Below are 19695 nucleotides of genomic sequence, written 5' to 3'. Positions count from 1 at the left end.
GTATCCTCTTCAGGGAATGATATAATAAAATCAGTTCAATCAATGATCATACTTGGAGGAGAGACTGATGATACGACGACTTGATCATATCGTGTTGACTGTACAACATATAGAGGACACCATTCGCTTTTATACAAACGTATTAGGAATGAAGGAAGAAACCTTTGGAGAAGGCCGTAAAACGCTTCGTTTTGGTTTACAGATGATCAATCTTCATGAAGCTGGTCATGAAGAGGAGCGGGCAGCGGCTCATCCACTTCCAGGCTCTAGTGATTTGTGCTTTATCACCGATTTAGATATGGACCGTTTGCTGCTGCATCTTCGCAAGCTAGTGATTCCTATTGAAGAGGGACCAGTCAGGCGCACAGGCACATTAGGTCCGGTTGAATCTGTTTATATCCGTGATCCTGATCTGAATTTAATTGAAATATCTCGATATATAGAGGAGGGTGATCCGTCATGACCCGCTTATTTTTGAGACCGATTGAAGAACAGGATTATCCGGGGATTCAAAAAGGATGCCAGCATGCAGAAACACTTTACATGACTGGCACACGAAAAATGTTCACACTAGAAGAAATTCGTTCAGCCTACACCCGATTTTTACAAGATGATAGCAGGCGAGATTTCGCCATTTGTCTGTTAGACACGCAAGAAATGATTGGGGATGCGGCGATTGTGGATATTGATCCAATCAATCATACGGCAAGCTTCCGCATTGCGCTTCATGGGCCAGAACATTTCCAAAAAGGCTATGGCACTGAAGCTGTCCGAATGGTTCAAGCATTCGCCTTTGATACGTTAGAACTCAACCGTCTTGAGCTCGAAGTCTTTTCCCACAATCCGAGAGCCTTTAGAAGCTATGAGAAAGCAGGATTTCAATATGAAGGAAAAAGGCGCCAAGCACTCTATTTCAACGGTACCTACTCAGATGTCATCATCATGGGCATCCTTCGTGAAGAATACAATCAGATGAACAGTGGAGATGCCCCTGCTTAAGAAAGGACATCTTTTTCAAAAAATTGAATCACTGTGGCGATGATCAAACAAATCATGGAAGAGAGAACGATAGAGACGCTGGATATACTAAGCGCCATGCCTTCCCATCTGCCAATGAAGAAACTGGATATTAATAAAACCAATCCAAATAGAATGAAGCATATAGGGAGGATCAGCCCCGCATGACGGCTTCTACCTCTTTTCCCTGCCCACCATGAGAGACACAATACAACAATTGTAAAAATAGCGGTTTGCAGCCAAAACATATTGTTTCAACTCACTTTCTCTTTTTTATTTTATGACGATGGAGGTACTTCCAATGAACATTAGACCCATTGAGCAAAAAGACAACCCGTATATCGCAGCAATTATCCGTCAGTCACTAGAATCGGCGAATCTGGCGATAGAAGGAACAGCCTACACTGATCCTCATCTTGACCAGCTGTTCGAATACTATCAATCATTGACTCATGCAGCCTATTGGATTGCTGAAGAGAATGGCGATATTGTGGGCGGCGTAGGCATTGCTCCATTTACAAACGGCATATGTGAATTACAAAAGCTTTATTTGAGTCCAAAGGCACAAGGAAAAGGTGCGGGCAAAAAACTGATGGATACAGCGCTCCAATATGCCTCTACATCCTATGAAGCATGTTATTTAGAAACCCGCCGAGAATTAACTGCGGCTACAGGTCTTTATCAGCGATATGGATTTTCTCTTCTCTCAGAGCCAATTGAAGGCTCTGAGCATTCTGCAATGGATGCTTGGTATCTCAAAACATTCTCATCATGAGCTGTAAAACAATCGATAGGTTTTTGTCCGCTGGAAACCTAGTTTTTCTGCTATTTTGATTGAAGTTAGGTGTTGGACATCGCAATCCCAATGCGGTGTCCTCTTATTTTCAAGGCAACTCCTGATCATATGCTGACATGCCAGCTGCGCTCATGTTCTTACCTTCCATTATATATAAAGCTCAGGACATGCAGTGACTCATTGCAACAAATAAAATTCTTTATCATTCGCTTTCTTCTATTGCTATGCTCATTGTGAAAGGAGGTTTATGAATGAGGCTTTGTTTTATTTAGAATCAAGAAAAGATTGTGACATAAGTAAACGTCATCAACCATCCACATCGCACAGGCATTAAATCACCTGAAGCCGCAGTCTTAAAAAAAGAGACCTCGTTTAAAAGGTCTCTTACTTCTTCATTCATTATTCTGCTGCTATCTCTTCTGTCGCCTTCCCCTTCCAAATCAGAGGTAAGCCTACCTGCGAATAAAAATGGGACATGTATATTTTTATGCCGCCAAGCGCCCGTGTCAAAGATCGTACCATTACTTATGTAGGCAGAGTTCATTTCCCTACACATATTGAAACCGCATTGGAAGAGATAATAAATCACTTGACGCTGAAACTTAACAGAGCAATGTTTCTTGTCATCATCTCATATGATCATTCGCTCTCTCTAAAAATGGATCATCCCTAATTCTACTGCTGCTTTAATTGCTTCCGCTCTTGAAGTGACCTCCAGCTTTTGATAAATATTTGTTAAATGAGCTTTGACAGTTCTCTCGGAAATCCCCATATCAAATGCAATTTCCTTACTTCGAAATCCTCTAGCCACTGCTTGCAAGACAAGCATCTCTTTTTCAGTCAGCATGTTTAATTCTTTTTTCAAATGGTTTGGAGTCACTTGATGCTCTGTTGATTCAAATACCTTAGCTGCGACGTTTGCTTGAAGAAGAATATCTCCTCTGATAGCTGCTTCAATTGTATAAAATAAATTTTCCCTGCTGGCATCCTTTAAAAGATAGCCCTTTGCTCCAAGTTGCAGCCCTTCAATCATTAATTTCTCTTCGTTATAGGTAGTGAGAATGAGGACCGGTACTTTTAACTGAAGAGACTGCATCTCTTTTAGCATCTCAAGCCCACTCATGTTAGGCATGTTGAGGTCAAGTAATACAAGGTCTGGAGCCTTCTCTTTCAAGACATCTAATCCCTTTGCCCCATCCTCTGCTTCACCAACAACATCAAATCGTTGATCTGTCTCAAGAATTAATTTTAACCCTTCTCTAACAACAAAATGATCATCGACAATCACAATTTGATAAGACATTGTTTTTACTCCTTTTTCAAAGGTATCGTTACCGTCACTTGTGTACCTTCATTTTTTTCACTTTTTAAGCGCAGCTGTGCATCAAGCAGTCGGGCACGTTCTGACATACCAATTAGACCGTAATGCCCCGAAGTGGATTCTTGTTTTTTCTCATCAAAACCCACTCCATTGTCTGTGATTTGCAAGGAGATGTGATCACCTTTTTGCTCCATCATCAATTCGACCTTACTTGCTTTGGCATGCTTGGCAATATTCGTCAAACATTCACTGACAATGTATACGGTATGTTCCATGAGAAAAGGTGACACTTGATAAGAGACAACCACTTTTGTATGAACTGGAATATTCGTCGCCGCCATAAAGCGCTTCACTTCATCTTTCACAGAATCAGCTAGGTCATATTGATCCTGGCTATATGTTCGAAGGTCGTCAATGACCAATCTCGCCTCACCTAATGTCGTCCGCGCATGGCTCATTGAACCTTTAATAATGCTTTGAGCACGCTCAACATTCTGATTCTCCAAATGTGCATGGGCCGCTTCTAGCTGCATAATAATACCTGCCAGTCCTTGTGCAAGGGTATCATGTAAATCTCTCGCCATTCTTTGACGCTCATTTGCAAGTGTCAGCTCTTCCACTTGTTGATGTGCCAATTCAAGTTCCTTTAAAAATGTTTGTGTACGAATTCTAGCTTTGACTTGTCTAAAAAATAAAATGGAGTATGCGATGACTACAATCAGAATCAAAAACAAAATAGGAATGTATACCGTCAAATCATCTGTATCATTGACCAAAATAAGGGCAAGAAAAAAAAGGACATAAAAACTAAGCCCTGTCAAAATCACCTTCAATGTATGATAATATACCCCAATACTTTGCGCTATTAGTACCGGTAACAGACCAATTAAGATCACAGGGGAAGCTGCCTGCATGACTGAAACACAAAGTAGAATCACAATTCCTTGAATCAGAAAATATACCCATGGATTCTGCTGAAACCAGTAAAATGACCACCAATGCAGAATCAGATGTATGGCAATAAGTGCAGAAAAAAACAGTCCAGAAAGTGCTAATGGGGTGGTTATAAACTGAAATATCATTGCTGCAATATAAACAAGAATGACCCATAATAATGTTGGAATCCGCGAATAGATCATTTCATTAAAAGGGTCTACCCGTCGTTTCTCCATAAATAATCACCACCCGATCCTCATATTCACTCAAAAAATACCGCCACCCTTTATCGAGGTAATGGCGGTATCATCAATCATACCATGTAAGACTATCAGTGACTAAATCACCTTCTCTTCTTTCTCATCTTGCTGAGAAATAGACTCACCTTCAATGTCTATACGTGGAAGCCAGCTTTCGAACCATTTGGGTAAGTACCAAGCAGCTCGTCCGATCAGCATCATACAAGCTGGGATAAAAGTCATTCTTATGACAAATGCATCAAACAGAACACCGAATGCCAACGTTAACCCCATTGTTTTGATGATTAAGTCATCTGCAAAGATAAAACTAGCAAAGACGAGGATCATGATTAAGCCTGCGGCAGTCACTACTCTTCCACTGTGCTTCAAACCTGATACAACGGACTTTTTCGCATCACCTGATAGAAGGAAATCTTCTCTCATTCGACTGACTAAAAAGACCTCATAATCCATTGCAAGACCAAATAATATTCCTGTCACTAGTACAGGCATAAAGTTTAACAATGGGCCATTTGCTGGTATTCCAAACAAAGGCGCAAAGTGTCCATCCTGTAAAACAAAGACTGAAAAACCTAATGTAGCGGTCAATGTCATAAGGAATCCTAAAACCGCTTTTAATGGAACAAGGAAGGATCTAAACACAAGAATCATCAAAATCAAAGCAAATCCAATAATGACTCCTGCAAATTTCGGTAACGCTTCACTGAGTCTATCTGAAATATCTATATTAACTGCCGTAGAACCAGTAACAAGTAATTTCGTATCATACTTTTCAGCAGTCTGACTAGATTCATTTCGTATATCTTTGACTAATTGCTTTGTCGCCTTATCTTCTGGACCGCTTTTCGGTAAGATGGTCAGCATGGCGTACTTACCCGATGGATTAGGAACAGCCGGTGCCATTTGTTTGATGCCATCCATCTTCTCTAATACTTTTGTTGTTTTCTCAATAGATTTCATTGCGTTATTTGCATGGGAGGCATCAATGATAACAACCAGTGGCCCATTAAACCCTTTGCCAAACCCTTCTGCTAACAGGTCATAGCCCTTGCGTTCAGTTGTTTCCTTCCCCTTCATGCCGTTATCAGGAAGACCCAACTCCATATGAAGTGCTGGCCAACTGAGCAGACCAGTCAATACAATGACACCTAGGATGATCTTACCTGGATACTTCTTGATAAACCTTCCCCAAGCTGCTTGTTCTTCTTTTTGTTGAGATTGTAATTTAGAGAACCATTTATTCTTTCTTGAAGGGCTTACTTTATCACCAAGAATCCCTAGTATCGCAGGAACAATTGTCAGAGACACAAGCATAACTGATAGTACCATGAATGCAGCTACAAGACCCATAACGCCTAAAAATGGTATACCGACTAATACAAGTCCGCATAGTGCAATCACGACGGTGACACCTGCAAACAATACAGCACTGCCTGCTGTAGCAACAGCTCTAGCAGCTGCTTCTTTCAATTCGTAACCCTCTGCTAATAGCTGTCGATATCGAGAAATGATAAATAATGCATAATCAATTCCTACGGCAAGTCCAATCATCACAGCTAATGTAAGACTAAATGCAGACATATCAACAAAATTTGAGGTAATTAATATGCCCATCACGCCGATCACTAACCCAATGACAGCCGTCAAGATCGGTAGTCCTGCAATCAATAGTGAAGCGAAGGTAAAGGCTAAAATAAAGAAGGCCATGACAATACCTATGACTTCCGAAATCCCGCCTACCTCAATTTCTGAGAATGGGACGGAGCCGCCTAATTCTGTTTGGATGCCAGCCTTTCTTGAAATCTTAATACTATCTAAAACTTTCTCTTTTGAGGATGTTTTTACCTCATCCGCCTTTACCCGGTATGTAATATCCGCATACCCTATTTTCTTATCCTTACTAATAGCAAATGTCTGATATAAATTCGTCACTTGCTTGACTGCTTTATCCTTTTTGATTTCTTTGATCGTTTCGTTCAATTTGTTTCTTACTTTTTTTGTTTCTAATGTTTCACCCTTAGGTGCTTTAAAAATCAGACGAATCGTCCCGCCATCATCACCTGCTGGGAACTTTTTCTCCAAGAGATCCATTGCCTTTTCTGACTTTGTACCTGGAATCGACATATCTCCATTAAATGAAACACCTGTCCCTATTGTTGTCGCCACAACAGCTACTAAAACAAGTAACCAACCGATAATCATCCGTTTCGGCTTAGAAAAAGCACTTTTTCCTAAATGATATAAAAATTTTGCCATTCACTTACTCCTTTTTCTTCAACTTCGTGAACTTCATCTTTTTATTCTAAGCAATGAGATGATCGATTGAAATTGTACTTTCGGGCAAGAAGCATTGTACTTTTAGGCAACAAAAAAAGGGCATCTTCTTAAGATCCCCTTTAAATCGTTTATGAGGCGACTGTTTTTCGCCTCGTTCTGTTGATTTTACCGACAAACATATAGCCATATTTATAATGATTTGCTAACCGTGACAATAGGATAGGTCCAGCAATTGCAAGTGCTGATATTATGAATATCCCCACAAAGAATGGATAATCATTTAATTGGCCCCATAGCAACACAGAGATACCTAGAAAATACCCGTGAAGCAAATAGATGGTGAATGAATATTGACTAATGACAGCTACAAAAGGTGGAACGCTTTTCACTTTAGAAAACAAGAGAAAACATAAGAAGACAATACTGACTGTATAAAGAACAACGTCTGGCCTCTTAGAAGAAGGCTCGAAAAAACCTACATATGAATTGCTTAGAAGGGTCGCGGCTGAAATCAAAACAAGTCCATACACGGCATACTTAAAACGATGAAGTCTTGTGATAAACTGCTGATAATTCGCTCCACAATAATAGGCTAAACAAAAATAGAATAACCAACCTGGAAATGGAATCCATTCTAAGCCGAACATTGGATTAGGTAATTGAGGTTGTGGGATTTTGACGAGGTTCATGACACTTAAATAACCAACTGTGATGATAAAGGAGATCGGCAATACCCATTTGGCTGAGGTACGCTTAGCCATTTTGTGAAAAAACATGTGCAAAAAGTAAAATTGAAAAATAATCAGAACAAAATATCCAATATAATTTCCCAATAAGACATTTGCTGAAGCTCTTTTAAAGAAATCAGCTGCTCCTCCATTTAACGATGCCGAATGCAAAAACCCATCGACAATCCCAATAAATGCAAATGGGAAAAAGATGGCTTTCACTCTCTTCCACATAAATCCTTTAGGTGTACCATTTGGATAAGAATGCGCCAATAAAAACTCAGAAATGAAAATAAAACTCGGTGTACTGAACATGAGTAGTGCTACAAGAATAGATGATGAATGGGGGCTAGATAAAATGGCTATTGCATGAATGAGCACAACACTCAAACACGAGATACATCGAATATAAAAAATCTCTTTAATTTGCATTGAAAATCCTCCTCTAGTATTTTGGTAAAATATTCATCATATTAACATGAATAACACCTCATCAACAGAGACCTTGTGATTATTTCAATACTTTATCCACAGGAACAAAAAAAAGAGCCCTAGTTAGAGCCCTTAATCAGATGCAACCGTCGCCTTCCCCTTCCAAATAAAGGTTAATCCTAATCCGAGAAATAAGACAACACCTGCGAATAGAAATGGGAAATGTATATTTAGATCGAATAAAATCCCGCCAAGGGCTGGGCCGAATATCGTACCTAGACTTGTGTAGGTGGAATTCATCCCTGCGACAAATCCTTGCTGATTGCCAGCGATTTTTGATAAGAAGGTCGTTAATGCTGGACGCAATAAATCAAATGCTAAGAAAATTACACATGTGACAATGAGCACCACCATAAAACCTGACACGACAGTTGAGACAAAAGCAAGCACCGCTCCAACAATCAAGCAGAGCTGAATGACTCTTTTTTCCCCGAGGGTATTAACGAGTTTCCCAAACACCAGCACTTGGATGATAACCGCCACAATCGAGCTGACCGTAATAATCACCGCAATATCTTTTGGACCAAATCCAAACTTATGATTTGTAAACAGGCTGAAGACCGTTTCATACGCAGACAGTCCAAACGCGAGGACAAACACAATGATAAAAGCGATGAGATAGCTTGGATGGATCGATTTTTTCAAATCTTTAAAGAAGGTCGATTCCTTCACTTGATCCATCTGCTTCGCTCGCTCTTCTTTTGTTAATGGCTCCTTCAGCAAAAACATAGACGAAATGACGGCTATAAAGGCAATCCCTGCTGCAAAGAAGAATGGCAGGCGTACACCGTATTCTGCAATAAATCCGCCAATCCCAGGACCGATAATAAAGCCGGTACTAATGGCCGCTGATACATACCCCATTGCCTTTGATCTTTCTTGAACGGTCGTGATATCTGCGACATAAGCAGTGACAGCAGGCATAATAAATGCCGCACTAATGCCGCCTAGCAGCCTTGCAAAATACAGCACATACACGTGTGTCCCAAGACCGAAGACGAGTTCTGATAACGCAAATAGAAACAGGCCTGACACAATCATAATCTTTCTTCCGTAGCGGTCTACCCATCTCCCTGCAATAGGTGATGTAATGAGCTGAGCCACAGCAAACGCCGCCACAAGGTATCCCATCGTACTCCCCGTTAGATGCATCACATTCATGAACAGCGGCATGACAGGAATGATGAGACCGATGCCTAAAAAGGCAATAAATATGTTACTTAATAAAATAACGAGAACAGCTTTTTGCTCACGAATCGGTTTTTGCATGATGTTTGTTTCCCCTTTATTGATTCAATTGTTACTCATGATGGTTGATTCCGTGAATAATCAATGAGATCGCTTGTTTTTGTAATTCTTTTTTCTCTTCGATTGGATCATTTTTATACAACACGTCTAATCCGTAAAAAACGGATAATAATATTTTCACTGTTGACTCGACATGCTGGATCGACCAGCTGCCATCTTTGTTACCTTCAAGTATGATGTCTCTCATCACATCATCAAAGTCTGCATCAATCTTGTTCAGCCGTTCCATGACCTCGTCGGATGTAAAGGCACTTGCACAAAATTCCTCACTTGCTCTCATTAATGGGTAATTAATGCCCATTTGACTGAGCAGTTCTGCAAATCCTGCGAGCTGATCAATGGCCTGTTGCATCGTTTGTTTTTCCTGATACCACGTCTCCATCATCAAGAGGTGATCCTCTTCCATGATATGAAGGAACAAAAACTCTTTTCCTTTAAAATGGTGATATAGATTACCTTTACTCACCTCAGCCGCCTCTAGAATATCTCGCACAGAAGTTTCTGAGTACCCCTTTTTTGCAAATAAATCACGTGAAGCGGTGACGATTTTTCGCTTCGTCTTCTCGCTCTTTTCAGCCCCGCTTTGTGTACTTGTCATCTTTTACAATCCCTTCTACCTTGCTTTTCTTCATTAAGACAAATCAAAACCGACCAGTTGGTTTATTTTTTTATTATAAATGGATTTTTTTCGAAATACAATAAAAAAGTCATCGAAACGATCACTTGTGCCATCCCTCATTTAACATTTCTTAATATTTAACTTCACTTAACTATAAACATTGCCTATAATGAAATAGAGGTGATGTCATTGGATGAGGAAATCATTCATTACAGTAAAAAAATCATTGAATACTCGAATGCACTAGGCTCCATCTATGTAGAAGAGTATCAACGATTTTTAAAACATGAATATGCAGATTTATCAGCCAAACAAGAGCTGACACTTGAATTATTACGGACAAAAACAAGAACCATCAACGAACTAGCTGATTACTTTTCCATTTCGGCAAGTGCCGCTAGCCAGCTTGTATCAAAGCTAGAACAGCTTGGCTATGTCAAACGAGAAATAAATCCACATAACCGGCGGGAAATCATTGTTGATTTTGCTCAAAAGGGTCATGACTTTCACAAGAATACAGAAGAAATTCAATTGCACCTCATTCAAAAATACTATGCAAAGCTTCCAAAAGAAGATTTAAAAACATTATTGTCTCTATACGAAAAAATCTATCAGATTGCGAAAGAAGCGCCTTGATCTGGTGTTTCTTTCTCCAACATTTAAGTTAATTAAACTATTAAGGAGATGAAAATATGGATAGCATTCATTTACAAGATGGACGTCATATTGGTTTGTGTGAATACGGGGATCTTGAAGGGTTTCCAGTATTCTTTTTTCACGGAACCCCTGGATCAAGAGTGATGTTTTTAGATGATGACCCGATTTCTAAAGAGCTCGGTGTTCGTCTCATCTGTTTAGACAGACCAGGATTTGGTTTATCTACCCCTCAACCTGAACGCACGATTTTAGATTGGGCAAAAGATGTGCTAGAGGTAGCAGATCATCTCGGTATTCACCATTTTTCAGTGATGGGTGTATCTGGAGGCGGCGCATTCGCTGCTGGCTGTGCTTATCAATTGCCGAATCGAGTTCTTTCAGCCGCTCTGATTTCAAGTACAACGCCATTTCAGGACGGAAAACCGCCTAAAAGTATGCTCAAAGAAAACAAATTGGCTTTTTTCCTCAGTAAGAAGTTCCCTTGGTTATTGAAAGCAAGCTACCGTTCTCAGAAAAAAATGATTGAGAACAAACCGGAAAAATTTAAGAAGCTGGCCAAAAATGGGAACAAACATTTACATCCATGGGACCGTCAATTTCTTCAAACCGATGAGCAATTAGAGATGATGATGACACATTTACACGAAGCCACTCGTCAATCGGTGGATGAATGTATTCGTGAACCAGATTTGCTCTCGCGTCCGTGGGCATTTGATATGAAGGATATACAAATCCCTGTTGATGTATGGCATGGAAAAGAAGATTCGATGGCTCCATTTGCCGAAATAGAAAAAATGGCGCCTAGCATTCCAAACGTCAAAACCTATTATATCGATGAAGCGGGACATTTTCTTACGGATGTAGACGATATTTGGCGAGATATTTTACTCTCTTTAAAAACACGTGCAAAAGGGCATCATCAGGAGCACGCATAAAAAAGACCCGAAGCTTCGGGTCCCTTTCTTCATTAATACTTTTCATAATATGTCTGCACTTTACTTGGATCTTTTGTCTTCGTTAGAGCGAGCATAAGCAGAATGCGAGCTTTTTGTGGATTCAATGAATCTGATGAGACAAAGTGATGTTCATCATCCATTTTTTCATGGGTCACAATCCCATTCCCCGCACGGCTCGATCTCACGAGGACCACGTCTTTCTTCACGGCATCTGTTGCCCCTTTGATGGCTTCAGTTGACATCGTTCCATTGCCGGCTGCGGCAACGACTATCCCTTTCGCTCCTGCTTTTACTGCTGCATCATACATGTATTTTTGATCATTTTGATAGCCATATAAAATATCGACTTGTGGTAATTCCTTAATGTTTGATACATCAAATTCACTTTCTGACGTATGTTTTCTGATCGGTTCGTTATAAAAAGAAACCACTTCACCAGTAACTTCTCCAATGTAACCATGTTCAAGAGATTTGAAGGAATCGGTTGTCGTCGTGTTTGTTTTTGTAATAAATCGAGCTGATGCAATTCGATCATTTAATGTGACCATGACACCTTTGCCTTTGGCTTCTTTTGTGGATGCAATTTTCACAGCATGATACAAGTTTAGCGGGCCATCCGCACTGATAGCAGATGCTGGACGCATTGAGCCAACGACTACAACTGGTTTATCACTTTTGACAACCAAATGTAAAAAGTAAGCGGTCTCTTCAAGAGTATCTGTTCCATGTGTGATGACAATCCCATCGACTTGATCATCGTTTAAGAGTTTATTCACTCGTTTGGCTAATTTTAAAAGAAGAGCATCATCCACATTTTCACTGCCTACATTCGCCACCTGCTCACCTGTTACGTTTGCAATATCCTTCAGCTGAGGAACTGAGGCAATGACTTTATCGATACCAAGTGCACCAGATTTATATCCTGTCGTATCTGTATCACTGTCTGAGCTGCCGGCAATCGTCCCGCCTGTCGCTAAAACCTTAATATTAGATAAGGACTTATTCCCTGTTTCTACGGCTGTCGTTTTGTCCTTGGATTCCTTAGATGCGGTTTCGTTTCCGCTATGATTTTTCTCTTGGGTACTTGTATTGGCACAAGCTGCTGTCAACAGTAATAAAACAGAAAGAAGGACAGCACCTAACCATTTTGTTACGTTCATTCGATCATCTCTTTTCTTAAATGTGATGGATACAAAGCTAGGTCTCTTACTATAGGATTTACTTTATACCATTCCTTCATTCATCAGCATGAGGCGAAAGATACAGAACCAAATAAAGGAAAAAAAGACATGTTCTTAATTATTTATTTACATCTAAATACCTAAATTCACTTTTAAAAAAGAGAATATTGAGGTTATTCAATGAATGACAGAAAACGATGCTAAATTATCAATTTATGATAAAATATAGTAAATTTTACAAAAAAGGAATATATCTATTACAAATGCTTCAATCATTTCACAAAATCCTAATCACACTATTCCTTAGTTCGATTTTACTCAGTCTGTTCGTATGCTTCTATCCACCGATTCAGGGAGAGCCTGCGTTCATGGTATTTTACGTTCCCATCTTTTTTGTTTGTTATTTCGTCTTTGCGGTTCCTTTGCAGTTGTTGTTTTCTTTGCAGCCAAAGGCTTTCCATCCACTTTATCTTGCTGCTTATTTACTGATCGCAATGGTTGTCATGCTTTTTGTGATCGATGGTATTGGGAGTTCAGTATCTATACCCATCATCATCATGAGCAGTTTGATCTACTGGATCTCTGATTCTTTGCTTTATCAAAGAACATATGAAAAAAACGCCTAATGTGAAGGTGTTTTTTTCGCATGAAGGATGAGGTCTTCTTCTACATATGCTGACACACTAATCAATCATGCCATAAAAAAATCACCGAGGACTTCTTCCCTCAGTGATGTGTCTTTTCTATTTCATACTTGAACCCGCATGTGAAAAAAAAGGATCTTTCAATTCAAAATCAAAGGTCTTACCGTCAACAATACCGACTGTTTTTTCATGGTCATACAGCTCGAGCAGACAAGCTGCCATTTCTTTTGATGTATGATATTTCTTGATATTGCCTTCATATTCGAATTGATCTACATCTAATGAACGCTTTGCAAATTCTGATTCTGTTGCAGAAGGTGCTAATATTTTTGCTTGTAATTTAGCTCCCTTTTCTTTCAACTCTAGCGCCAATCCTTCTGTAAAGGCACTCACGTAAAATTTCGTGGCCGAATAGGTGACGGCATTACCGACGACTGTATAGCCTGCTCTTGAAGAAATGTTGATCAGCTGAGCCCCTTCTACTTGCTCATAATCACGAACAAATAAAGTGGATAAAATCGTTAAGGCTTCGATATTTAGGTGAAGCATATCTCCAATTTTACTTAAATCCTGTTCTCCTATCGAGCCGAAATGGCCGAATCCTGCATTATTAATGAAGGTGTCGAGCTCATATTCAGCCAATGATTCATAAAATGAATACACTTGCTCCATGTCGGTTAAATCGACAGACTGTATGTTTACTTTAATATCGGGATATTGATCAAGAATTTCTTTCTTCAGTTCTTGGAGTTTCTCGAGCCGGCGGGCAGCTAAAATAAGATTTTTGCCTCGTGCTGCAAAGGCTAGTGCCGCCTCATATCCAATACCTGAACTTGCTCCTGTAATGACTGTATAGCCCATTTGATATCCCCCTATTCACTATTTTGCTCGACTGTGGAACGATGACAATATTTTATTTTTCTTCTGCATCGACAACAGCTACACCAATTTTTTTATTGGTAGGATCATATATTCCAGAAAATTTTTTATTTCTATCATTATTTAAATACCCTGTTACTTCTATTCCGCCAGTTGGATCAATATTATATTCATTTGAGAAATCAATTTGTTCAATAGATTGATATCCCTCTTTTATAAACTGTTCCATATGGTTCTTTGCTTCCATTACTAAGGTTTGTTCTTTATCTTTTACACGCTCATTCTTATCGGATTCTAACTTCATAATAAATCCTCCAACTGATATAATAAACACCAATAGTATAAATATGGTTTTTTTCACTGAATATCACCCTTTAATATAATTCTACATAAAATGAAAGGATTTGTATATATTTTGAAAGAGACTCAAAAGCGCTCAAGTCTATCAGATGAAGAGTACTTTAGATTAAGCGGTCTAGCTTATAATGATAAAACAATTTCATTACATAAAGAAATAAATAAGCCTTTAAAGGTTAATGAACATTCTTATTGGTTTATAGATAAAATTGCAAAAGATCAAGATACAGGACTTGATGCTATAGTTTTAGTTCAAGCAAAAAAAAAGAATGGTAAATGGATTAAAACAAATACACCTAACAACGTTGTCGTAGCTTTCGCTGGTACTGATCCAAAAAATCAACTTGTTCAAGATGTTATAAAAGCTGATGGAGGAAACGTAGTTGCAGGGCTACAAACTAAAACTACAACACCCTATATCGTTAAAAACGAGACTAAAGATTATACTAAAACCATTTCGAAATATACTGGTTCTCCAGGGCAAGAAGCTATGCTTAATAGCGGTGAATACAAACTCATCACTAAAACCTCTCAATTCGATCAATCTGATCAGCTCGTTAAAGAAGTAAAAAGACAGTACGCTGGTGGCAATACAGTTATATCAGCTACTGGTCATTCACTAGGTGGAGCAGAGGCTGATTATGCAGGAGTGATTAACGGTGTCTATTCAGTTGGATTCAATAATCCATCTATTGTAAAGCTTCATGACAAAGAAACTCAACAGAGAATAAAAAATGGTGATTTCAGAGCAATGAATAAGTCTATCATTAACCCAGATGACATGGTTGGTGCTGGATGGGGACTTGAATATGAGCGACACAATGGAACAACGATTTATACAAAAGATCCATCTGATGCAAGACTAAAGAGACACAAACGTTTAAAAGCTACTGCTTTGTCTGGTACGCTTATACCGATTGCAGCCGACTTTATCATGCAAGCACTTGGAATTGATGACACCCATGCTATAAGCGAGTCTAATTTCAAATTTGATCAGAATGGTAATATCATCAATATCAATGGAAGTAAGGATGTATATAATCGTGACTTAGAAACAATGACCTCTTATGCTGATATGGATGGTCAAACAATAAAAGTAAATCAGGCTGTTGCAAAAAGATTAGCTGAACAACTGACTTTAGCATTAGAAGAGTTGAAGAACGTTAAAAAAGAAGTAGAAGCATTTCCAAAAGAACACAGTTTAACAACTTACAATCTTTCAAATCAATTTAAGAGTAAACTAGATCAATTTGAACAACTTGGGCCAAATGACGTCGATCAAGCCCTATTAGAAATAGCTCCGTATATTGATAAAGAAACACCACTTTTTTATGATAAAGAGGAGCAATACAAATTTGAAGCTTCATTGCATTATATGATTCAGGATCTAGAAGAGATAACCGAATTCATTGTAAAAATGGCAGAAAATCTCACACAAAAAGATAAAGAATTAGCTAGATGGCTGAGGTTATAGGAGGTCATAATTAGTGCCTGATATGAACGCTGAATTAGAAATGATAAAAAAAGTGCAACAACAAAATGAACTAAAAAGACAGTTAAAAGCACAAGCAAAAACTGATATAAACTCATTAAAATCAGATATTACAAAAGCGACAAAACTAGCAGCATCAACAAAAACTATTGCTCAGACATATTTAACACTTTTTTCATCATTTGAAGGTAAATCGCTTGATGCATTAGTGGATAGACTAAATCAAAATGCACAAAAAACATTACAGGTTAAGCATGATAGAAAAGCTTTTACCAATAGCATTAGAACGAAATAAAGAAAATAATCAAATCACAACAGAAGTAAAAAGCACAGGTTACCCCTGTGCTTTTCCTATTTTGAAGAGAAACCATTATGACATTTTTTCAAACGCCTTCTTCAATTGATCACTCATCAGATGCCAAGCCTCTTCAGCTATTTCTAAATCTCCGGCATGCGTGAAGGCGTGAGGTACTCCTTTAAACTGTCTGTACGTGACATCTACCCCTGCTTCTTTTAACTTCTCCGCATATTGTTCGGCTTCTTGAGCTAGCGAATCTCTTTCAGCTGTGATCACGAGAGCTGGTGGCATTTGAGCCAAGGATGAGCGATCGGCAAAGATTGGAGAAACGAGCGGATTGTGCGGATCTTGGCCTTGCAGATAGAAGGCATTAAAGAGTCTCGCCATTTCAACTGGGATCGCTTCTTCAAACGCTGGCTTTTGTGCTGGATCAGTGGCTAAATCAAGCGGCGGATAGTCAAGCACTTGATAGACAATCGGGAGTTGGTTCCCTTTTTGGATATTTAAGAGACAAGCAGCTGTTGCCAAATTTCCTCCTGCGCTATGTCCGCCAATAGCTATTGCTTTAGGGTCTATTTGAAGCTCATCAGGGTGTTCATACAGCCACTTCAGGACATCGTGGCATTCATGAAGAGCGGCTGGGAAAGGGTGCTCTGGGGCAAGCTGATACTCGACATTGACGACGATACATTGCGCCCTGTCTGCAATAACTGGACACCAGTGGTTATCCATTTCAGCACTGCCTAGGATAAATCCTCCGCCATGTAAATTTACAAAAACGGGTAGCGTCTGCTTTGATGTGTTGACCGGCTTAAATACCCATACCTTTGTTTCGCCAGCACTTGTTGGAATGTCATATTCCATTTTGTTCACTTCAGGAGGATGAACTGGTTTTAGTTCCGATTGACTCGGTAATGAACCTTCAGTTGGTTGACGTAAAGACGCAGCGATTTTGATTTGCTCTTGTAAGTTCATGATCTCAGTCTCCTATCGTAATCATTTCTTCTTAACTCATTCGTTTCTTTTTCCTCTTTTCCTTCTACTGAATCAGCGGCACATTCTCTTTGGTTCACTTTTTATCTATCTCCCCATTTTCGCCCTATTTGAAACAAGCATTGGACAAATAAAAAAAGCACTGCGGCGCTAAGTCCCCAGTGCTTTTCGTCTATTTTATGAAATTTGCTGCTCTACCTTCACTCGTTTAATGAAGAAAGCGATAATTAGACCAATGACGGTCATGATCACAGCAAAGATAAATGCATGCTGGACGCCATTTGTAAAGGCGAGCAGCTGATTCATCGGATTTGAGGGATCAGCCACATTTTCCATAAAGCTGCGGGTTCCTGATGACAGGATGGAAATACCGACCGCAGTACCAATGGCTCCTGACACCTGCTGCAATGTATTCATAATCGCTGTACCATGCGGATATAGCTCTGGCGGCAGCTGATTTAATCCATTTGTTTGCGCAGGCATCATGATCATCGCGATTCCGACCATTAATGTAATATGAAGAGTCACAATGTACCCAATCGATGTATTCACACTTAGATTGGTGAAACCTAACATTGTTGCTGCAACGATCGCAAGCCCTGGAATCACAAGCCATTTCGGTCCGAACTTATCAAATAAACCACCCATGATTGGAGATAGCAGACCGTTGATAATTCCACCTGGCAATAGCATTAAACCTGCTGTAAATGTCGTGAGTGCCAAGGATGTTTGCAAATACAATGGCAAAATCATCATAGCAGACAGCATCACCATCATACACACTAAGATCAGCAGTAACCCAATGACAAACATCGGATATTTAAACGGGCTTAAGTTCAGCATCGGTTCCTTCATATTCAACTGTCTGAGAGAGAATACAAGAATCCCAATGACACCTACTACAATTGCCACGATCACATGCATACTGCTCCAGCCGCCGCCTTCACCGGCGCTACTAAAGCCATAGACAATTCCTCCGAAACCAATGGTTGAAAGCACAATCGATAAGATGTCGATTTTCGGTCTTGTTGGCTCAGTAATATTTTGCATGAAGATAAAACCAAAGACGAGTGCAGCTATTAATAGCGGAAGTGAAATCCAGAAAATCCAATGCCAAGTCAGCGATTTCAAAATAAGACCAGAGACTGTTGGACCAACAGCTGGTGCAAACATGATCACAAGACCTATAATCCCCATCGATCTGCCTCGTTTATGAGGCGGGATGATTACCAAAATCGTATTAAACATCAATGGAAGAAGCAATGCTGTACCGACTGCCTGTACGACACGTGCCACCATTAAAATACTAAAGACTGGCGCAACTGCTGCGATAAAAGTTCCAATGATCGAAAAGACGAGCGACGTCATGAAAAGCTGTCTTGTTGTAAACCATTGAAGAATGAGTCCTGAAATTGGTACGAGAATACCAAGTGTTAATAAATATCCTGTTGTCAGCCACTGAGCTGTCGTCGCTTCAATTCCAAAGTCTAACGTTAAGCTTCTCAGCGCCATATTTAGTGCCGTTTCACTAAACAGGCCAATAAAACCGGCTGTGATAAATGAGATAATGATGGGCAGCGTTCGAATTTGAGAAGCTGCTGCTTGCTGTTTGTTCATAGTAGGTTGGCTCCTTTTCTTTTTTTCAATTTAAATCAAGCATAGGAAGTGAGGACGGTCAGAAATGAGCCACTTCAATGTCTATTGAAAACAGACAAAATCTGTTTTTCTGCAGCGAATTGAGCGATTTTTTCGATTGAATAACCAGATTCATGAATATAAAACATCAGTTCAGGTGTCATCGGAGAGGACATACAAAGTGTCGTCAGCTCAATATCCTGTATGTTCGCTTCCCCTTTTTCATCTGCTTCTTCCAGCAAATCACGAATCATTTGCCTTAGCGATTGACTGTAATGACAGTCATACACTTTGCTTGTCTGCTCTAAATTCCCAGATATCGTAAGCATCCGAATCCAGTCTAAATGATGACCGACGATGAGATGAATTTCTTCGAGCACATAACGCAAACGTTCACGAACCGGCTGGTCACTGATTTTGCTCAAGTAAAGATGCAAAGCAGGGATCAGCTGTTCAAATCTTTCTCCAAGGATCGAAAGGCACAAATCACTTTTATTGGCATAACGGCGGTAAAGAGTACCCTGCCCAACACCAGCTGTTTTAGCAATTTTATGCATGCTGACATTTTCCACACCAAATTCCTGAAACAGAGTAAAAGCGACCTCTTCAATTTCCTTCCCAATATCCTTTTCCATGATGCTTCACCTTCTTTACCTTCATCCATATTGCACTTCTCTCTATGTGTTCAATCAAAACTTTTTGGTTTTCATTAGGACAATTGTACCGGTATTATCTTACGGACAACTGTCCGCTTTGTCAATCATTCTTTAGTAAATAGCCTGAAAAAGATCATTTTCTTTCGTAATTTCCTATGAAAAAAATAGAAGAGTCTAGTAAAATATCCTCTTT

22 protein-coding genes are annotated in these 19695 nt (G+C 39.5%); 8 read left to right on the top strand and 14 right to left on the bottom strand.

Annotated features, from left to right (window positions below):
* Positions 1-67 precede the first annotated feature (67 nt).
* Together MHI16_RS02820 and MHI16_RS02815 are read left to right on the top strand one after the other, a co-directional pair.
* Entirely contained in the window at positions 68-463 is a 396-nt protein-coding gene (locus MHI16_RS02820; RefSeq protein WP_342498056.1) for a VOC family protein, read from the top strand.
* The gene (locus tag MHI16_RS02815) at positions 460-999 is read left to right on the top strand and encodes a GNAT family protein (RefSeq protein WP_061406929.1); all 540 of its coding nucleotides are present in this window, start codon (positions 460-462) and stop codon (positions 997-999) included. Before MHI16_RS02820 ends, MHI16_RS02815 begins: the two co-directional genes overlap by 4 nt.
* Here the strand turns inward: MHI16_RS02815 and MHI16_RS02810 are convergent.
* Entirely contained in the window at positions 996-1265 is a 270-nt protein-coding gene (locus MHI16_RS02810) for a YesK-like family protein (protein WP_061406927.1), read from the bottom strand. The two genes, MHI16_RS02815 and MHI16_RS02810, sit on opposite strands and share 4 nt — an antisense overlap.
* Before the next feature lie 53 nt (positions 1266-1318).
* Between MHI16_RS02810 and MHI16_RS02805 the strand changes: the two genes are divergently transcribed.
* Positions 1319-1792: a GNAT family N-acetyltransferase gene (locus MHI16_RS02805; RefSeq protein ID WP_061406926.1), complete on the top strand. Its 474-nt coding sequence runs from the start codon at positions 1319-1321 to the stop codon at positions 1790-1792.
* On the opposite strand, the gene MHI16_RS02800 is transcribed toward MHI16_RS02805, so the two are convergent.
* From MHI16_RS02800 to MHI16_RS02770, 7 genes are all read right to left on the bottom strand, one after another.
* Positions 1787-1921 carry a GNAT family N-acetyltransferase gene (locus tag MHI16_RS02800; RefSeq protein WP_244270778.1) on the bottom strand — a complete coding sequence of 45 codons (135 nt, stop codon included), beginning with the start codon at positions 1919-1921 and terminating at the stop codon, positions 1787-1789. The two genes, MHI16_RS02805 and MHI16_RS02800, sit on opposite strands and share 6 nt — an antisense overlap.
* Positions 1922-2465: 544 nt before the next feature.
* On the bottom strand, positions 2466-3116 hold the full coding sequence (locus tag MHI16_RS02795) for a response regulator transcription factor (RefSeq protein ID WP_058015427.1): 651 nt from the start codon (positions 3114-3116) through the stop codon (positions 2466-2468).
* A gap of 5 nt (positions 3117-3121) precedes the next feature.
* Positions 3122-4306 carry a sensor histidine kinase gene (locus MHI16_RS02790; protein WP_058015426.1) on the bottom strand — a complete coding sequence of 395 codons (1185 nt, stop codon included), beginning with the start codon at positions 4304-4306 and terminating at the stop codon, positions 3122-3124.
* A gap of 102 nt (positions 4307-4408) precedes the next feature.
* The gene (locus MHI16_RS02785; RefSeq protein WP_268467699.1) at positions 4409-6586 is read right to left on the bottom strand and encodes an MMPL family transporter; all 2178 of its coding nucleotides are present in this window, start codon (positions 6584-6586) and stop codon (positions 4409-4411) included.
* A 149-nt stretch (positions 6587-6735) separates the two neighbouring features.
* Positions 6736-7767 (bottom strand): acyltransferase family protein, encoded by a 1032-nt coding sequence (locus MHI16_RS02780; RefSeq protein ID WP_058015424.1) that lies wholly within the window; start codon positions 7765-7767, stop codon positions 6736-6738.
* A gap of 132 nt (positions 7768-7899) precedes the next feature.
* Entirely contained in the window at positions 7900-9096 is a 1197-nt protein-coding gene (locus MHI16_RS02775; RefSeq protein WP_061406919.1) for an MFS transporter, read from the bottom strand.
* 31 nt (positions 9097-9127) lie between these two features.
* Positions 9128-9733 carry a TetR/AcrR family transcriptional regulator gene (locus MHI16_RS02770; RefSeq protein ID WP_061406917.1) on the bottom strand — a complete coding sequence of 202 codons (606 nt, stop codon included), beginning with the start codon at positions 9731-9733 and terminating at the stop codon, positions 9128-9130.
* 204 nt (positions 9734-9937) lie between these two features.
* Here MHI16_RS02770 and MHI16_RS02765 point away from each other — a divergent pair, with 204 nt between their 5' ends.
* Together MHI16_RS02765 and MHI16_RS02760 are read left to right on the top strand one after the other, a co-directional pair.
* Positions 9938-10390, top strand: coding sequence for a MarR family transcriptional regulator (locus MHI16_RS02765; RefSeq protein ID WP_061406915.1), 453 nt, complete (start codon positions 9938-9940; stop codon positions 10388-10390).
* Between the two features lie 56 nt (positions 10391-10446).
* The gene (locus MHI16_RS02760; RefSeq protein WP_058015420.1) at positions 10447-11346 is read left to right on the top strand and encodes an alpha/beta hydrolase; all 900 of its coding nucleotides are present in this window, start codon (positions 10447-10449) and stop codon (positions 11344-11346) included.
* A gap of 32 nt (positions 11347-11378) precedes the next feature.
* Here MHI16_RS02760 and MHI16_RS02755 read toward each other — a convergent pair whose 3' ends face one another.
* Entirely contained in the window at positions 11379-12527 is a 1149-nt protein-coding gene (locus MHI16_RS02755; protein WP_268467700.1) for a type II asparaginase, read from the bottom strand.
* Between the two features lie 218 nt (positions 12528-12745).
* Here MHI16_RS02755 and MHI16_RS02750 point away from each other — a divergent pair, with 218 nt between their 5' ends.
* On the top strand, positions 12746-13174 hold the full coding sequence (locus tag MHI16_RS02750; RefSeq protein ID WP_321165909.1) for a UPF0715 family protein: 429 nt from the start codon (positions 12746-12748) through the stop codon (positions 13172-13174).
* 117 nt (positions 13175-13291) lie between these two features.
* On the opposite strand, the gene MHI16_RS02745 is transcribed toward MHI16_RS02750, so the two are convergent.
* Positions 13292-14053 (bottom strand): SDR family NAD(P)-dependent oxidoreductase, encoded by a 762-nt coding sequence (locus tag MHI16_RS02745; RefSeq protein ID WP_058015418.1) that lies wholly within the window; start codon positions 14051-14053, stop codon positions 13292-13294.
* A gap of 52 nt (positions 14054-14105) precedes the next feature.
* Positions 14106-14375: a hypothetical protein gene (locus MHI16_RS02740; protein ID WP_058015417.1), complete on the bottom strand. Its 270-nt coding sequence runs from the start codon at positions 14373-14375 to the stop codon at positions 14106-14108.
* A gap of 111 nt (positions 14376-14486) precedes the next feature.
* Here MHI16_RS02740 and MHI16_RS02735 point away from each other — a divergent pair, with 111 nt between their 5' ends.
* Positions 14487-15902, top strand: coding sequence for a lipase (locus MHI16_RS02735; RefSeq protein WP_235567076.1), 1416 nt, complete (start codon positions 14487-14489; stop codon positions 15900-15902).
* 13 nt (positions 15903-15915) lie between these two features.
* Entirely contained in the window at positions 15916-16215 is a 300-nt protein-coding gene (locus MHI16_RS02730; protein WP_058015415.1) for a hypothetical protein, read from the top strand.
* A gap of 75 nt (positions 16216-16290) precedes the next feature.
* On the opposite strand, the gene MHI16_RS02725 is transcribed toward MHI16_RS02730, so the two are convergent.
* From MHI16_RS02725 to MHI16_RS02715, 3 genes are all read right to left on the bottom strand, one after another.
* Entirely contained in the window at positions 16291-17193 is a 903-nt protein-coding gene (locus tag MHI16_RS02725) for an alpha/beta hydrolase (RefSeq protein ID WP_058015414.1), read from the bottom strand.
* A 195-nt stretch (positions 17194-17388) separates the two neighbouring features.
* Positions 17389-18828, bottom strand: a complete 1440-nt coding sequence (locus MHI16_RS02720) for a DHA2 family efflux MFS transporter permease subunit (RefSeq protein ID WP_061406899.1) — start codon at positions 18826-18828, stop codon at positions 17389-17391.
* Between the two features lie 74 nt (positions 18829-18902).
* A complete protein-coding gene (locus MHI16_RS02715) occupies positions 18903-19481 on the bottom strand; it encodes a TetR/AcrR family transcriptional regulator (RefSeq protein ID WP_050945624.1) in 579 nt (192 codons plus the stop codon).
* Positions 19482-19695: the final 214 nt, after the last annotated feature.

This window comes from Bacillus sp. FSL K6-0923, assembly GCF_038630825.1.
Lineage (GTDB): Bacteria > Bacillota > Bacilli > Bacillales > Bacillaceae > Bacillus > Bacillus pumilus.
Note: the sequence above shows the minus strand (reverse complement) of the source record. Positions and strands in the feature narration are given on the sequence as shown.

What these genes read in the sequence shown, in the direction of transcription:
- MHI16_RS02810 (WP_061406927.1), bottom strand. Translation starts at nt 1,265, where the DNA reads ATGTTTTGGCTGCAAACCGCTATTTTTACAATTGTTGTATTGTGTCTC.
- MHI16_RS02750 (WP_321165909.1), top strand. Translation starts at nt 12,746, where the DNA reads ATGCTAAATTATCAATTTATGATAAAATATAGTAAATTTTACAAAAAA.
- MHI16_RS02740 (WP_058015417.1), bottom strand. Translation starts at nt 14,375, where the DNA reads ATGAAGTTAGAATCCGATAAGAATGAGCGTGTAAAAGATAAAGAACAA.
- MHI16_RS02745 (WP_058015418.1), bottom strand. Translation starts at nt 14,053, where the DNA reads ATGGGCTATACAGTCATTACAGGAGCAAGTTCAGGTATTGGATATGAG.
- MHI16_RS02765 (WP_061406915.1), top strand. Translation starts at nt 9,938, where the DNA reads ATGTCATTGGATGAGGAAATCATTCATTACAGTAAAAAAATCATTGAA.
- MHI16_RS02820 (WP_342498056.1), top strand. Translation starts at nt 68, where the DNA reads ATGATACGACGACTTGATCATATCGTGTTGACTGTACAACATATAGAG.
- MHI16_RS02805 (WP_061406926.1), top strand. Translation starts at nt 1,319, where the DNA reads ATGAACATTAGACCCATTGAGCAAAAAGACAACCCGTATATCGCAGCA.
- MHI16_RS02790 (WP_058015426.1), bottom strand. Translation starts at nt 4,306, where the DNA reads ATGGAGAAACGACGGGTAGACCCTTTTAATGAAATGATCTATTCGCGG.
- MHI16_RS02755 (WP_268467700.1), bottom strand. Translation starts at nt 12,527, where the DNA reads ATGAACGTAACAAAATGGTTAGGTGCTGTCCTTCTTTCTGTTTTATTA.
- MHI16_RS02760 (WP_058015420.1), top strand. Translation starts at nt 10,447, where the DNA reads ATGGATAGCATTCATTTACAAGATGGACGTCATATTGGTTTGTGTGAA.
- MHI16_RS02770 (WP_061406917.1), bottom strand. Translation starts at nt 9,733, where the DNA reads ATGACAAGTACACAAAGCGGGGCTGAAAAGAGCGAGAAGACGAAGCGA.
- MHI16_RS02725 (WP_058015414.1), bottom strand. Translation starts at nt 17,193, where the DNA reads ATGAACTTACAAGAGCAAATCAAAATCGCTGCGTCTTTACGTCAACCA.
- MHI16_RS02795 (WP_058015427.1), bottom strand. Translation starts at nt 3,116, where the DNA reads ATGTCTTATCAAATTGTGATTGTCGATGATCATTTTGTTGTTAGAGAA.
- MHI16_RS02720 (WP_061406899.1), bottom strand. Translation starts at nt 18,828, where the DNA reads ATGAACAAACAGCAAGCAGCAGCTTCTCAAATTCGAACGCTGCCCATC.
- MHI16_RS02800 (WP_244270778.1), bottom strand. Translation starts at nt 1,921, where the DNA reads ATGATCAGGAGTTGCCTTGAAAATAAGAGGACACCGCATTGGGATTGC.
- MHI16_RS02785 (WP_268467699.1), bottom strand. Translation starts at nt 6,586, where the DNA reads ATGGCAAAATTTTTATATCATTTAGGAAAAAGTGCTTTTTCTAAGCCG.
- MHI16_RS02715 (WP_050945624.1), bottom strand. Translation starts at nt 19,481, where the DNA reads ATGGAAAAGGATATTGGGAAGGAAATTGAAGAGGTCGCTTTTACTCTG.
- MHI16_RS02780 (WP_058015424.1), bottom strand. Translation starts at nt 7,767, where the DNA reads ATGCAAATTAAAGAGATTTTTTATATTCGATGTATCTCGTGTTTGAGT.
- MHI16_RS02775 (WP_061406919.1), bottom strand. Translation starts at nt 9,096, where the DNA reads ATGCAAAAACCGATTCGTGAGCAAAAAGCTGTTCTCGTTATTTTATTA.
- MHI16_RS02815 (WP_061406929.1), top strand. Translation starts at nt 460, where the DNA reads ATGACCCGCTTATTTTTGAGACCGATTGAAGAACAGGATTATCCGGGG.